Consider the following 13,411-nt stretch of genomic DNA (forward strand, 5'->3'; position numbering starts at 1 on the left):
GGTTACAGGCTTTTTCGGGGAAGCCGGTAGCGTTGGCCAAATTCCCGAATGAAGAGTTCCAGCCGTCGTAACAGGTTGGCGTTGTTTTTCTTTTTTCTGCGTCTCCTGTGCAGCTTGCTGCGCCCTTCTTCCAGGTTGGAATTGCCGGATTGCACCTGACAGAGCCCCGCTGCCTTCGGAACCACAGCAAACATATCCAGGTCCTTGCGGATCCAGCCGCCGGAGACAAAATCATCGGCGGGCAAATAAAACTCCTTGCTCAGATCCACCAGCTTCTGCGCCCCTGACGGGGTTACCATGTAGGCCCCCAGGCAATAGGCCCGGCGATTGGCAAACTTGGCCAGAATGAAATCGTCGTCCAGTCGTTGTTGATACCAGGCCGATGGCACGCATTTGGAGTAGTAGAGCATGGCCAGTTCCCATTTATGGGGGCGCGAAGCCAGTTGCTCAGTAACTCTTCGTGAGGCCGGAGTGAGTTTGGCGTCCCCTTCCAGTATCAGTGAAGGTCTGTCTGATTGGGCGGCGGTGATCCAGGCATTTCGGTGACTGAGAAAGCAGCCGATTTCCCCGGGGCTCAGATCCCGGCCAATCATGGCCAGTGATTTCTGATGATTGAAGCCCACCTCTTCCCAGCGATTCTGATGAACCGGCGGAGAGGTCTTGACCAGGTCGTAGTGCATCCCCAGGGTGGACAGCATGTCATCCAGATGCTGTCTTCGCGCTGTTTCCGTGGGTTGGGCTATGCCCAGCACATTGTAGGGTTGTTCAGGGGTGGGCATGTGCTTTTTGAGCCTTTAGCAAAATCATGAGTATCGGCAGCCAGGTATAAAGCCAGAAGCTGTTAGGTGGTCGTACCGGATACACACCTTCGAAAAACTGGGTCGTCAGACCGAATAGCAGTATATACAGCCAGATGCTCTGCCGGGAGGCCCTGCCTCCGTGCTTTCTGACTGTCAGCCATATCAGCGCGATAAACAGGGCCAGAGCCAGTAACCCGCCACGCAGCAGTAGGGCAAAGTAGAGGCTGTGTGGTTCCAGTTTCTTGTCTTGCACCTGGGAAAAAACCGTCACACTGCCCGAGAGCCCACTACCGGAGAGGAGATTGAATTCCGGGAAGTGAGAGAGGAATTCCCCCCAGAGTGAGGGGCGCTTGCTCAGCAGGCGTTCCGCGTCCAGATAGCCGGCCAGCATCAGCCCCACGATGGTGAGCGCTCCAGCCAGGCAGAGCGTCAGCCAAAGGGCTGCCAGTCTGTTACGTTGGTGGTGAAACAGGAATGCAAAAGGAAGCGTGACAGCCAGCCCGAGCATGGCGGCCCGGCTGCTTGCCAGAGTGATGGCAACCAGGAAAGGGAGGCACAGCAGAGCGGCAGACAGACGCACCTTTTTCATTAGCGACACGGTTAGCACGAGAAAGCCTACCGAGAGGGCCAGGCCGGTCTCATTGGGGTTGTCTCCCAAGTTGCCCATGCCGTGATTGCCTCTGAAGATAACGCCTTCTCTGGCAAGCACGATGAAGAACAGGGCCAGGGCAATGAGGCTTGCTGCCAGAATGAGCGCCGGCAAGTGCTCTTGAAGTTGTGGATATTCAAGATGCAGATGTCGTACCGCTACGCCGAGACTGATCACAAAGAGGACACACTTGAGGTTCTTGCGCAGGGTGTCGAGTACATCGCCATCCACCCAGAGGCTTGGCAAGTAGAGCGCGATGGTGATCAGAGCCACCCAGAGCAGGGCGCGCTGATCATCCAGAAAGTAGCGGCGGAAATGAAACAGGGTGTAGTAAAGGGCGGGCAGAATCAGGCCGATATACAGGGTCAGATACTGTGCCTTGCTGGACGGCGCCAGGTAAAAACCACACACATAGAGCAGCAGGCCAATAATCAGCCAGTTGGAAAAAACGCGCTCACTCATGGATGGATAGGATGATGTCATCAGTAACGTTTGGCCTGACCGGGCGGTTGATGCTTGAAGCGTTTGTGCACCCAGAGGTATTGCTCGGGACATTTGCGCACATAATGTTCGATGGTTTTGTTAATGCGGGCCGTGTCTCGTTCGTCATCACCACTGGGAAAATTGTCCAGGGCTGGGCCAAACTCGATTTCATAGCGTCCGTCAGGGTGACGGTAATGCGCGATGGGGATGACCGCGCATTTACCCATGCGCGCAATGCGGCTGGTGGCGGTAATGGTCGCGGCCGGAATGCCAAAGAACGGCACAAAGACAGCGTGTGCAGTGCCGTAATCCTGGTCTGGGGCGTACCAAATCACTTCCCCGTTACGCAGTCGACGTATCATCTGGCGGATATCAATCCGGTCAATGGTGCCTTTCACATAGCGGCGGCGCCCCCGGTCGATCAGCCTGTCGATGACCGGATTGTCATTGGGGCGATACACCGCATGGAAATCAAGCTCCGTTGCCAGCATCCGTGAGCAGCTGTCCAGAGTATTGAAGTGCATCCCCAGCAGGAGGATGCCTTTACCTTCGGCTTTGGCCTTTTCAATGTGCTCCATGCCGACAAAGGTTGCCCGCTTGTTGAGGTCGATGCGGTGATTGTTATAACTGCCGGCCATTTCCAGAATGGCTTCGCCGGTGCTGATCATGCAGCGGTGGGCCAGGTTCAGTTGTTCTTCCTCTGAGCGCTCCGGAAAACACAGCCGTATGTTGGTGATGGTGACCTGGCGGCGGGATTTCGCGAGATACCAGGCCAGTCGGCCAACGGTTCTGCCGAAGGCCTGAAGTATTGGCCAGGGCAGTTGCCCGATAAGCCAGAACAGCCCGACCCCGATCCAGGAGGGGATCAGGCGAGGATCGCTAAGCCGAGTGGGGCGTTGTTTGCGTTTTCCCATGGTTATGCCCGCTGCCTAGCGTAGTTCAGGTTGCGCTGAAGGCCGCTCGCAGAGGCGCGCAAACAGCAGGGCCAGTGGCAGCCACAGGCTCATCCAGCTGGCGTGGAAAGGCACCAGCAGGTAGGTGCCCACGGCAAACGCCATGCACAGCCCGGGAATCACGGTGATGGTATAGGCACCACGGGAGCCCTGGAAATCCTCACGCTGTAACAGGGCGGCCAGCGGACTGCCCCAGCTGGCGATGAACAACACCAGGCCGATCAGGCCGAGGCTGTGTATCAACAGCAGGAACAGGTTGCGGGGGTGAGCCAGCTCAACCAGCGAGTCCCCATCGTGAGCCAGGACCCCGTTGAGACTTTCCTGATTGAGACCATTGCCAATCAGCGGGTGAAGGAAATAGCGGTCTATGGTCACATCTGTAGCGCCTTGTACCATCAGATACAGCGCAGCCAGTGCCGGAACCACTGCCAGCCAGGGGCGGGAAGTGCGGCTCACCAGCCAGGCAATAGCCAGCAACAGGCACATCAGCCCCAGAGGCAATGACACCAGCCCGATGAACACCAGTCCCATGGCGGCGCCGGCGAGGCGGCGTCCACCCTTGCCCCCGGTTCCTTCTTCCAGCCCCTGGGCCACCAGGATAAAGGTGGGCGCCACCATGGCCATCAGTGCCAGGGATGGGTCCAGGGAGGGAAGGCGGAAGATCAGGTTGGCGGGCTCGCTGAACAACGGGCTGCTCAGGGGTTGGGTGGTGTAGTAACTCACAGTGACCATGGCAGCGACAACCATGGCGCACAGAGCCCCATTGGCCAGGGCCTGCTTGAAGGTGTTTCTGAAATACAGGTGTAGCCAACGGAAGATGCCCACCATGACCAGCAGCTGGACAACGCCCCGCACTGTCCGGGAGGTGTTGGGGTCCTCAGCCCAGGCCATGCTCAGCAGGGCCCAGCCCAGTAACAGATAAAAAGGCACCAGCAGTGGCGAGGTCAGTAGTCGGTGATCGCCGCTGACCATGGCCCGGGTGAGCAGGGTGAGCGATGGCAGGAAGAACAGCACATCCAGCACGTTCAGCAGCCCGATCCGGGAGTTGAACAGGAAGGTGCTGGTGAACATGACCGTAAAAGAGAGGGTCAACCACCAACGAAGCCAGCGTCCTTGCATGATGTTGGGAGGGAGAGGGGGCATGGGGTTCGTGAAGCTCCTGACGATTTCTGATGGGGATCATACCCTTATCAGCGATGACTGTGAGTGACAGCAGCGGCAAAGTGTACTGTCCGTGCCCGTTTGCATCCACTGCCGGATGCCGCTGCAGCGTTCCTGTTCGGTTCCCTATGCTACACTTCGGCCACATTTGGCACTGTTGTGTTTTGGAGACGCTATGCACAATCCGCAGATTCCCGTTCTGGCAAAGGCCCGCGTACTGGTGGCTGGCGATGTCATGCTGGATCGTTACTGGCACGGGCCCACCGGGCGGATTTCGCCGGAGGCGCCGGTGCCAGTGGTGCGGGTGACCGACCTGGAAGACCGTCCAGGTGGTGCCGCCAACGTGGCTCTGAATATGGCGGCGCTGGGCGCAGGGGCCGAGCTGGTGGGGGTTACCGGCGAGGACGAAGCGGCGCGGATTCTGGAAGAGCGTCTTCAGGCTGCGGAGGTGGGGTGTCATTTCCAGAAAGTCCCCGGTCTGCCCACCATCACCAAGCTGCGGGTGATCAGTCGCCAGCAGCAGTTATTGCGGCTGGACTTCGAGGAAGCCTTCCACGATCAGGATCCCCAGCCCTTTGCTGAAAAGGTGAAAGCGCAATTATCCCGCTGTGGGGCTCTGGTGTTGTCGGATTATGCCAAGGGCGCGTTGCGCGACCCCCAAGGGCTGATTGCCATGGCCCGGGAAGCCGGTGTGCCGGTACTGGTGGACCCCAAGGGGTCTGATTTCAGCCGCTACCGTGGAGCCACGCTGTTGACGCCCAACCTCAGTGAGTTTGAGGCCGTGGTGGGAAGCGTGAAGGATGAGCAGGATCTCATCGCCAAGGGGCAGCAGCTGATTCGCGATTTCGGCCTGCAGGCCCTGCTGGTCACCCGCAGTGAAAAGGGCATGACCCTGTTGCGTGACGGCAAACCGGAGTTGCACCTGCCGGCACGGGCCCGGGAAGTGTTTGATGTGACGGGTGCTGGCGATACGGTGATCTCTGTTCTGGCCACGGCCATTGCCGCCGGCGCCCCCATGGAAGATGCGGTGGCCCTGGCCAACATTGCTGCCGGTATTGTGGTGGGCAAGCTGGGTACCGCCGTGGTCTCCGCCCCGGAGCTGCGCCGTGCAGTCCATCAGGAAGGCGGCTTTGGTCGCGGTGTGATGACCGAGGAACAGCTGCTGATCGCCATCGAGGATGCCCGAGCCCAGGGGGAGAAAATTGTCTTTACCAATGGCTGCTTCGATATCATTCACGCCGGCCATGTGGGCTATCTGGATTCCGCCCGCCGCCAGGGGGATCGCCTGGTGCTGGCGGTGAATGGGGATGAGTCCATCCGTCGCCTGAAAGGACCGGGGCGTCCCATCAATCCCCTGGAGCGTCGCATGGCCGTACTTGCCGCCCTGGAAGCGGTGGACTGGGTCGTGCCCTTCGACACCGATACCCCGGAACCCCTGCTGGAAGCCATCAAACCGGACGTGCTGGTGAAGGGCGGGGACTACAGCGTGGAAGAGGTGGTCGGCCATGAGTTCGTTAAGGGCTATGGCGGCGAAGTGAAGGTGTTGGACTTTATTGATGATATTTCGACGACGAAGATCGTGGAGAGGATCAAAAAAGATAGTGAATAGTTAATAGTGAACAGTTAACAGCTGCGCGAGCAGCCGTTTTTGATTTTTCAAACGCAAGAGGCCGCGCCCATCCCTGGGCGCGGCCTCTTGCGTTTCACATGCAGAGCGGTAGCACGCGCAGCTGTTAACTGTTCACTATTAACTGTTAACTGCCTTTACGGTGGCGCGCCGGCGTCACCCCCGTCCACCGTTCAAACGCCCTGACAAAGGCGGCTGACTCGCTATAGCCCAGTAGCTCTGCGATCTCGGCGACGCTGCGGCTGGAGTCGGCCAGGTAGCGTTTGGCTTTTTCTTCTCTGACCTGATCCACGATGCCCTGGAATGGGCGGCCTTCCTTGCTGAGTTGGCGGCGGAAGCTGCGTTCGGGGATGCTGAAGGCTTGCGCCACCTGTTCTGCGGTGGGCAGGGTTCTGGCAAACAGGCCAAGATAGGAGGTCACCCGGTTGGCCAGGTCTTCGCTGGGTGCCTCCCGGCGGGCCAGCATGGCGTCGCACTGATCCCGGTACATGTCCTGGGCCATCTTGTTGTAACCCGGCAGGCGGATTGCCATGTCTTCGTTTCGGATCACGGCCTTGCTGTAGGGCTGGTCAAAGCGAATCGGGCAGCCAAAGTATTCTTCCAGCACCGGAGCATGGTCCGGGCGGGGGTAGGGCATCCACACCTCAACGGGTTTCAGGCTCAGGTTGAGCTGGGTCTGGATATCGTTGACCAGTTTGAAGGTGCCGACCATGTCGCGGTCGATCAGGGTGCGGCTGACTTCCGGGGGCAGGGGGATAGGGTGCAGTTCCAGGTCGGTGGTGGTTTCCCCGGGGACCAGCGCCAGTTCGCCATAAAGGTAGGTCAGCGCCTGGTATTTCACCCCGAACTGAAAACCTTGAAAGGCGGTCTCGCTGGTCATGAACAACATGGCCAGCTGGCCGTAGCCAGCGAAGCCAAAGCTGCTGCCCATCCGGAAGCCCAGCAGTGGATCGTCCACCTGCGGTAGCAGCTCAGTGAAGATCAGCAGTTCCCTGTCCCGGCCGATTTCACTGCTGGGATCCAGCTTGTCACGCTCCAGCCCATGCCGCGCCAATACTGAAGCACAGTCGATTCCCTCCTCTTTCTCGAGCAGGTCGATGGTATAGATCAGTGCGAGTATCGAACGTGCTGACATGGCCGGAATTATCAATTTTGAGTCAGGTTAACACGTATTCACCAGGGGGTGGCAAGGATAGAGTGTCGTCATGCCGATAACCCGGATTGCCGGAGGAGACGAATAATGACAAGTCAGGCCCAGATCAATGTGAAGAACCGCCATGTGAAAGTCGCCATCGTCGGTGGTGGCTTCGGCGGCATGTGTATGGCCATCAAACTGCGCGAAGCGGGTATTGATGATTTCGTGTTGCTGGAGAAAGGCAGTGGCATGGGTGGCACCTGGTACCATAACAGCTACCCGGGCGCGGCCTGTGACGTCCAGTCGCACATGTATTCCTTCTCGTTCGAGGGCAATCCGGACTGGAGCCACCGCTACAGCGGCCAGCAGGAGATCCACGACTATATCCAGGGCGTCTCCGACAAGCATGGCCTGCGCGATTTCACCCGTTTCAATGCGGAAGTCACCGGTGCCCATTTTGATGACAAGGCGGCCCTTTGGACGCTGAATCTGGCCGATGGCTCCCAGCTGGTTTGTCAGCACTGGGTGCTGGCCAGCGGCCCCCTGCACGTCCCTTCGTACCCCAACTTCAAGGGCATGGACACCTTCAAGGGCAAGGTGATCCACTCCGCACTGTGGGATCACGACTACGCTCTGGCCGGCAAGAAGGTGGTTTCCATCGGCACTGGCGCCAGCGCTATTCAGTATGTGCCGCACGTGGCCAAAGAGGCGGATCACCTGACGGTGGTGCAGCGCACGCCGCCGTGGATCATTCCCCGCGATGAGCGCGCCTATTCCGGCCTGAGCAAGTGGGTGTTCCGCCGTTTCCCGGCTCTGCGCAAGCTGCATCGTCTGCGTCTGTACCTGAGCAACGAGGCTCGAGTGCTGCCGATCTTCAACCCGCGCCTGGCCAAGCTGGCCGAACCGGCCCTGAAAGCCTTCATCCACTACCAGGTGAAGGACAAGGAAACTGCGCGCAAGTTGGTGCCCAACTACACCCTGGGTTGTAAGCGGATTCTGATTTCCAACAACTACTACCCCACCTTCAACCGTGACAACGTGGAGCTGGTGACCGAAGGGGTGAAGGAAATCCGGGAGAACAGTGTGGTGTTCAGTGATGGCAGTGAGCAGCAGGCGGACTGCATTGTGCTGGGTACCGGTTTCATCGTGGACCCGCGTATCTACATGAAGGATTTCGAGATCACCGGGCTGCCGGGTCGTCGTCTGCAGGATGACTGGAAGGAGGCAGCGCAGGCCTATCTGGGCACCACCGTGAGCGGTTACCCGAACATGTTCCAGCTGGTGGGACCGAACACTGGCCTGGGCCATAACTCCATCATCTTCATGATCGAGAGTCAGGTGCGTTACATCATGGATGCCATCACCAAGCTGGATAAGCGCGGCGATGCCTGGCTGGACGTGAAGCAGGATGTGCAGGATCGTTTCAACGACAAGCTGCAGGACGAGCTGAAAGGCACGGTATGGCAGAACGGTGGGTGCAGCAGCTGGTACCAACAGGCGGATGGTCGTAACACCGCCCTGTGGCCCCACGCCACCTTCCAGTTCATGGCCCGCACCTGGACGGTGAACATGAAGGACTACGACTGGCAGCCGGCGACGGCGAAGGTCGGTGCTGAGGCAAAAGCGGTTTAAAGTTGAAAGTTTAAAGTTGCAACGCGGACCACGTGGGTTGTTTGCCGACGCGTATAGGCCGCGCCCAGACCATGGGTGCGGCCTATTACGTTGAAAACCCGATAACCTTGGCCTGGGCCTTTCAACTTTGGACTTTAAACTTTCAACTCATCTGCCAATCGCTCGATTATGAAGTCTCTCCTCGCAGTCTGCGGGGCTGGCCTGCTGGTAGATCGGTAGTGCCACGTCCATCCTTTCCTGCAACGCCTCGATCCGGCTGTCATGGTTGGGGTGGGTGGAGAGAAATTCCAGAGGCTGGCCGCCGCCGGCCTCGGCCATGTTGCGCCACAGGGCGGTGCTTTCCCGTGGATCAAAACCCGCGCTGGCCATCAGTTCCAGTCCCATCAGATCCGCTTCTTCCTCATGGGCACGGCTGAAGGGCAGGGCGATGCCAAGATGGGCGCCCAGCCCCAGTGCCTGCAGGATGCTTTCGGTGTCCGCATCTCCTTCACTCAGCAAACCGATTAGCGTCAGCGTGGCCTTGATGCCCAGTTCCTGGGTCAGCCTCTCATTGCCATGGCGAGCCAGGACATGGGCAACTTCATGGCCGATCACAGCGGCAAGTTGGTCATCGCTTTCCGCCACATCCAGAAGCCCCTGGTTCACACCAATCTTGCCGCCGGCCACAGCGAAGGCATTCGGCGTGCTGTCGGCGAACACCACGATTTCCCAGCTGTCAGGCATTGGGCTGCCGGGAAAGCGGGCGTTGATCCGTTGAATCAGCTGTGTGGCGACGCATTGCACTTCCCGGTTTGCCTCCGGGTCTTTGCTGGCCGGCACCTGTTGTTGAATCTGCATGAACGTCTGCCGGCCGAGGTCGGCCATCAAGCTGTCTGGAATGAGCGCGAGCCGGTCGCGGCCGGTGGGGGTCTGATCACAGGCGACGAGCATCAGCAGCGTGGCCAGAAACAGCAGGGGGCGCATATCCGTTGTCCAGAACATTGAGGAAAGGGCTAACGTTAGCGGAGAGGAGGTGAACAGGCTAGTTGCAGTGAACCGGGGCGGATGGGGTGGCAGAAACGAAAAAGGCCTCGCGATGCGAGGCCTTTAATATGGTGCCCGGAGGCGGAATCGAACCACCGACACGGGGATTTTCAATCCCCTGCTCTACCGACTGAGCTATCCGGGCAATCAGGGCGCGTATTAAAGCGTCTGAAGGGGGAGGCGTCAAGCCATTGTCGGTTCATTTGTTCGCATCGTGAGCAACCGGAGTGTATCCCTCGGCTTTTTCGTAGTTTTCGTTGTTCAGAAAACGATCACGTTGCTCATCCAGAAAGGCTTTTGCCTGCGGATCCATCACGTTGAGGTGTTTTTCGTTGATCAGCATGGTCTGCTCGTGCAGCCATTCCTGCCAGGCTTTCTTCGACACATGTTCGAAGATGTCCTGACCTTTCGGGCCGGGGAAGGGGGCGCGATCCAGGCCTTCCAGTTCGGTCTGGTACTTGCGGCACATTACCGTGCGGCTCATGGCAACTCCGTGGGCTGATACATGTGGGGTGGACTATAACATGCGTGACTGTCGTGGGGCTGCCAGTCCGGCCAGCAGTTTCTTCACCGGAGCGGCCAGGCCGAGCTCACCGGGGGCGGCGGGGTCGACCCACTGGCCTTCGCTGTCCCGCGTACCTGAGGCCCGGACCGGAATTTCCAGCGGGGAAATATCCAGATGGAAATGACTGAAGGTATGGCGAAAGCCGTCCAGGGGCTGTGCATCAGCGCAGGGGCTAAAGGCGCGAGCCTCAAGGGCGGCATTGGCTTCTTCGCTGGTCTCGGTCTGCGGGAAACACCACAGACCGCCCCAGATACCCTGTGAGGGGCGTTGCTCCAGCCATACATGGCCTTGCTCGTTGCGCAGAATCAGCATGGTGGTGGTGCGCACAGGAATGACCTTCCTGGGCTTCTTGCCGGGAAAGTCCTGAGGGTTGCCATTGGCGAAGGCGGAGCAGCCCTGGTTCAGGGGGCAGGCGGGGCAATCGGGTTTGCCGCGACGGCACAGGGTAGCGCCCAGATCCATGATGGCCTGAGTATAATCAGCCAGTCTTTCATGGGGCGTATAGTGCTCGGCCAGTTCCCACAGCCGCTTCTCCACGGGCTTCCTGCCAGGCCAGCCTTCCACGGAATGAAGCCGTGAGAGTACCCTTTTCACATTGCCGTCGAGAATGGGCGCACGCACCCCGCGACTCTGGGCCAGGATGGCGCCGGCAGTGGAAAGGCCGATCCCCGGCAGGGTGGCCACCTCTTCAACGGTGTCGGGGAAGTCGCCCCGGTAGTTCTCCAGAAGCTGTTTGGCGCACTTGTGCAGATTGCGGGCGCGGGCGTAGTAGCCGAGGCCGGTCCACAGATGCAGCACCTCGTCCTGTTCGGCCAGTGCCAGGGTCTGCACGTCAGGAAAGCGCTCCATGAAGCGCTCGAAGTAGGGGATCACGGTGCTCACCTGGGTCTGTTGCAGCATGATTTCCGAGATCCACACCTGGTAGGGGGTGCGCGGATGCTGCCAGGGCAGGTCCTGGCGCCCGTGCTGGTCGTACCAGGCAAGCAGGTTCTGGCTGAATTGTTTGGGGCTAAGAGACTTGTTGGGCATCAGGTTCTGGGCGGTAATGGCGGAGATGGGCTTTCGCCCATTTCCGCCCTGCGGGTGGCTTCAGGTTTTGGTGTGCAGCGTGTTGCGTGAAGCGTGCCGCGTTAATCAAACAACTTCTTCAGCCCTTCCTGGATCTGCTTGTTCACTTCTTCCTTGGCTTTTTTCTGGGCGGCGTCCTTGATGACTTCCTCGGCGGTATCGCCTTCACCCTCAATGCCCAGTTCGTCCTTGAGCTTGTCCTGGGTGGCCTTGGCGGCAACCTGTTTGCCGATATCCTTGAAACCATCCTTGTCCGGGCCGCACCACTTGGCGGGGCTACCTTCCAGGTTGCCCTCACAGCGCAGGGGCCAGGTTGTGCCTTGCAGGTATTTCGAGGATCCGAGTTCTGGCGACTGCATACCGATCTTCAGGTCGAAATCCTGATTGAGGATGTTGAGCCAACCGTCACCGCTGATCTTGCCCTTGTTGAGTACCGCATTCAGGCTGTCCAGATAGGCCACGTTCTTTTCCAGGCGGGCCTTGGAGGTCAGGTCCAGAATCTTGGTGTCTTCAGACAGGGCGGAGGGCAATTTGCCTGACTCCTGGCCGGGAATCATGGTGGCGGCGAGCCCCGAGAATTGTCCCAGCATATCGTTCACCCCACCCACCAGGGTGTTGTAGAGGTTCAGCCCGCGCACGGTGGCATCCGCAAGGTTGAGGTCGATGTTGCCCTTGGCGGAGTCCATCAGCGCCTTCTCGCTGTTGCCACTGGCACTGTAACTGCCGGTCATGGTGAAGATGCCCTTGGCCAGGTCGTCATCCAGCGCCATCTGTGCAACGGGCTGGATCTGTACCGAGGTGATCGAGTTGTTGGCGGTGATCCTGGGCGTCTTACCGGAAGCGTCCAGAGTCGCTTTGGCGCTGAAGCTGCCGTCCAGGGTCTTGCCGGTGGCTTGTGTGAGTTTGATGATGCCGTCTTTGGCGGTAACGGCAAACTTCATGTCGCTGGCGTTGATGCCGTCATAGCTGAGATTACCGATAGCAAACTTGCCGTCGAGCAGCAGCGGGCGTAGTGTTTCCACAGGGATCAGTTCCTCGCTGGAGAGGCTGGCGGTGCCGCCGGTCTTGCCGCCACCGGGGGCTGCATCAGCGCTCTCTTCATCACTGGAGGGAGGCAGGTAACCATCCAGCGCAATCTTGTCCAGCAGCAGGTCGAAAACGATCTTGCCGGTCTCCATGCTGGCCAGTCCGGCGCTGCCGCTCAGGGTGCTGTCATCCAGTTTCACGGTGAGTGGGTTGACCATGACACTGCCCGGTTCGCCGCCCAGTGTGGCGTCTACGGCAATGTTGCTGAGCGCGTTGTCATCGCTGGTTTCGATGGGCGCTTCACCGATGGCCTTGAGTACCTTGTTGGCATCGAAGGGTTGGGTGGCCAGCTTGCCGCTGAGTTGCATATTCCCTGTGAGGGCCTCCACGGCCAGGTTGCCCCGGGTTTCGGTGCCGGCGGCGGTAAGCAGCAGGTCCTTGATGGACAGGGTGTCATCACTCAGATTCACATCCAGATTCTGCTCAAGATGCACGTCCACCGGCATGGTGGTGGCGCCGGCAATATTGGCGTCCAGGGTCATGGGGTTGAGCACGAAATGGGTGTTGTCGATGTCGGCGGCCAGCACGGTATCCAGATTCAGGTCCACCCGCATGTCGCTCTGATCCTGATAACGCAGGGACATCTGCAACGGGAACGGGGTGTCCAGATTCACGTCCTGGGCGCCCAGGTTGAAGTGCTCAACCACGATGTCGGTGCCATCGGCGGTGTTCCGGTAACGAATCTTGCCGTCAGAGACCACCACCTCCGGAATGGTCAGGGGGATATCCAGGCTGGTGGCGTCGCCGCTTGCGTCACTGGCGGGCTCCGGGGTGGCCTCCTCGGCGGACTCGCCCTGCGGGCCGATGAGTTCCCAGTTGGCTCCGTCAGGGCCATCTACCAGATTGACTTCAATGCCGGCCAGGCGGATGCCGTCCATTTCTACCTGTCCATACAGCAGGGGTAATACCGCGACGCTGAGCGAAGCTTCGTTGAGTGCCGCAAACAGGTCTTCCTGCTCAGCAATGCGGGCTTCCGTGCGGCCGATGCTGACCCCCAGTGAGGGCCAGAACTGCCAGGCCAGATCTCCCTCGATATTCAGTGACAGATTGGCCTGTTCTCTGGCCTGTTTCTCGATTTCCGGCTTGAATTGATTGGGATCAATCACCTGGGTGATCACAAAAACGGCTATGGCCAATAGCAGAATGATGGCAAATACCGTGATCAGCAAAATTTTTAACAGGCGTCCCATGTAGCTCTCCTTGCGTGTTGGCCGGTGGACACGGATTAT

At 59.2% G+C, this 13,411-nt stretch carries 11 protein-coding genes and 1 tRNA gene; 2 read left to right on the forward strand and 10 right to left on the reverse strand.

The features are described from left to right. Positions 1-2: 2 nt before the first annotated feature. Genes HF945_RS01260 through HF945_RS01275 form a run of 4 tightly spaced genes read right to left on the reverse strand, consistent with a single transcriptional unit; the run spans position 3 to position 4,028 of the window. Entirely contained in the window at positions 3-779 is a 777-nt protein-coding gene (locus HF945_RS01260) for a glycosyltransferase family 25 protein (protein ID WP_290523983.1), read from the reverse strand. Further along, positions 766-1,932 carry an O-antigen ligase family protein gene (locus HF945_RS01265; RefSeq protein ID WP_290523984.1) on the reverse strand — a complete coding sequence of 389 codons (1,167 nt, stop codon included), beginning with the start codon at positions 1,930-1,932 and terminating at the stop codon, positions 766-768. The genes HF945_RS01260 and HF945_RS01265 overlap by 14 nt, the downstream gene beginning before the upstream one ends. Then, entirely contained in the window at positions 1,932-2,846 is a 915-nt protein-coding gene (lpxL, locus tag HF945_RS01270) for an LpxL/LpxP family Kdo(2)-lipid IV(A) lauroyl/palmitoleoyl acyltransferase (RefSeq protein ID WP_290523985.1), read from the reverse strand. The genes HF945_RS01265 and lpxL overlap by 1 nt, the downstream gene beginning before the upstream one ends. Before the next feature lie 15 nt (positions 2,847-2,861). Then, positions 2,862-4,028, reverse strand: a complete 1,167-nt coding sequence (locus tag HF945_RS01275; protein ID WP_290523986.1) for a hypothetical protein — start codon at positions 4,026-4,028, stop codon at positions 2,862-2,864. A 193-nt stretch (positions 4,029-4,221) separates the two neighbouring features. On the opposite strand from HF945_RS01275, the gene hldE reads away from it, so the two are divergent. Next, positions 4,222-5,655 carry a bifunctional D-glycero-beta-D-manno-heptose-7-phosphate kinase/D-glycero-beta-D-manno-heptose 1-phosphate adenylyltransferase HldE gene (gene hldE, locus HF945_RS01280; RefSeq protein ID WP_290523987.1) on the forward strand — a complete coding sequence of 478 codons (1,434 nt, stop codon included), beginning with the start codon at positions 4,222-4,224 and terminating at the stop codon, positions 5,653-5,655. 145 nt (positions 5,656-5,800) lie between these two features. On the opposite strand, the gene HF945_RS01285 is transcribed toward hldE, so the two are convergent. Beyond that, positions 5,801-6,808, reverse strand: a complete 1,008-nt coding sequence (locus HF945_RS01285) for an AraC family transcriptional regulator (RefSeq protein WP_290523988.1) — start codon at positions 6,806-6,808, stop codon at positions 5,801-5,803. 105 nt (positions 6,809-6,913) lie between these two features. Between HF945_RS01285 and HF945_RS01290 the strand changes: the two genes are divergently transcribed. Then, a complete protein-coding gene (locus HF945_RS01290) occupies positions 6,914-8,440 on the forward strand; it encodes an NAD(P)/FAD-dependent oxidoreductase (RefSeq protein WP_290523989.1) in 1,527 nt (508 codons plus the stop codon). A 147-nt stretch (positions 8,441-8,587) separates the two neighbouring features. Here the strand turns inward: HF945_RS01290 and HF945_RS01295 are convergent, their stop codons facing one another. The 5 genes from HF945_RS01295 to HF945_RS01315 form a co-directional block, all read right to left on the reverse strand. After that, on the reverse strand, positions 8,588-9,403 hold the full coding sequence (locus HF945_RS01295; protein WP_290523990.1) for a M48 family metallopeptidase: 816 nt from the start codon (positions 9,401-9,403) through the stop codon (positions 8,588-8,590). A 129-nt stretch (positions 9,404-9,532) separates the two neighbouring features. After that, positions 9,533-9,608, reverse strand: a tRNA-Phe gene (locus HF945_RS01300). Between the two features lie 54 nt (positions 9,609-9,662). After that, complete coding sequence (locus tag HF945_RS01305; protein ID WP_035233341.1) at positions 9,663-9,947, reverse strand: oxidative damage protection protein; 285 nt, start codon at positions 9,945-9,947, stop codon at positions 9,663-9,665. A gap of 33 nt (positions 9,948-9,980) precedes the next feature. After that, complete coding sequence (mutY, locus tag HF945_RS01310; protein WP_290523991.1) at positions 9,981-11,057, reverse strand: A/G-specific adenine glycosylase; 1,077 nt, start codon at positions 11,055-11,057, stop codon at positions 9,981-9,983. Positions 11,058-11,158: 101 nt separating this feature from the next. Next, complete coding sequence (locus HF945_RS01315) at positions 11,159-13,372, reverse strand: AsmA family protein (protein ID WP_290523992.1); 2,214 nt, start codon at positions 13,370-13,372, stop codon at positions 11,159-11,161. Positions 13,373-13,411 lie beyond the last annotated feature (39 nt).

The sequence above is a fragment of the Alcanivorax sp. genome (genome assembly GCF_017794965.1).
Taxonomy (GTDB): Bacteria; Pseudomonadota; Gammaproteobacteria; order Pseudomonadales; family Alcanivoracaceae; genus Alcanivorax.

Bases quoted from the DNA above. Each gene is read 5' to 3' on its own strand.
- hldE (WP_290523987.1), top strand. From the start codon at position 4,222: ATGCACAATCCGCAGATTCCCGTTCTGGCAAAGGCCCGCGTACTGGTG.
- HF945_RS01275 (WP_290523986.1), bottom strand. From the start codon at position 4,028: ATGCCCCCTCTCCCTCCCAACATCATGCAAGGACGCTGGCTTCGTTGG.
- HF945_RS01305 (WP_035233341.1), bottom strand. From the start codon at position 9,947: ATGAGCCGCACGGTAATGTGCCGCAAGTACCAGACCGAACTGGAAGGC.
- HF945_RS01315 (WP_290523992.1), bottom strand. From the start codon at position 13,372: ATGGGACGCCTGTTAAAAATTTTGCTGATCACGGTATTTGCCATCATT.
- HF945_RS01295 (WP_290523990.1), bottom strand. From the start codon at position 9,403: ATGCGCCCCCTGCTGTTTCTGGCCACGCTGCTGATGCTCGTCGCCTGT.
- mutY (WP_290523991.1), bottom strand. From the start codon at position 11,057: ATGCCCAACAAGTCTCTTAGCCCCAAACAATTCAGCCAGAACCTGCTT.
- HF945_RS01290 (WP_290523989.1), top strand. From the start codon at position 6,914: ATGACAAGTCAGGCCCAGATCAATGTGAAGAACCGCCATGTGAAAGTC.
- lpxL (WP_290523985.1), bottom strand. From the start codon at position 2,846: ATGGGAAAACGCAAACAACGCCCCACTCGGCTTAGCGATCCTCGCCTG.
- HF945_RS01260 (WP_290523983.1), bottom strand. From the start codon at position 779: ATGCCCACCCCTGAACAACCCTACAATGTGCTGGGCATAGCCCAACCC.
- HF945_RS01265 (WP_290523984.1), bottom strand. From the start codon at position 1,932: ATGACATCATCCTATCCATCCATGAGTGAGCGCGTTTTTTCCAACTGG.
- HF945_RS01285 (WP_290523988.1), bottom strand. From the start codon at position 6,808: ATGTCAGCACGTTCGATACTCGCACTGATCTATACCATCGACCTGCTC.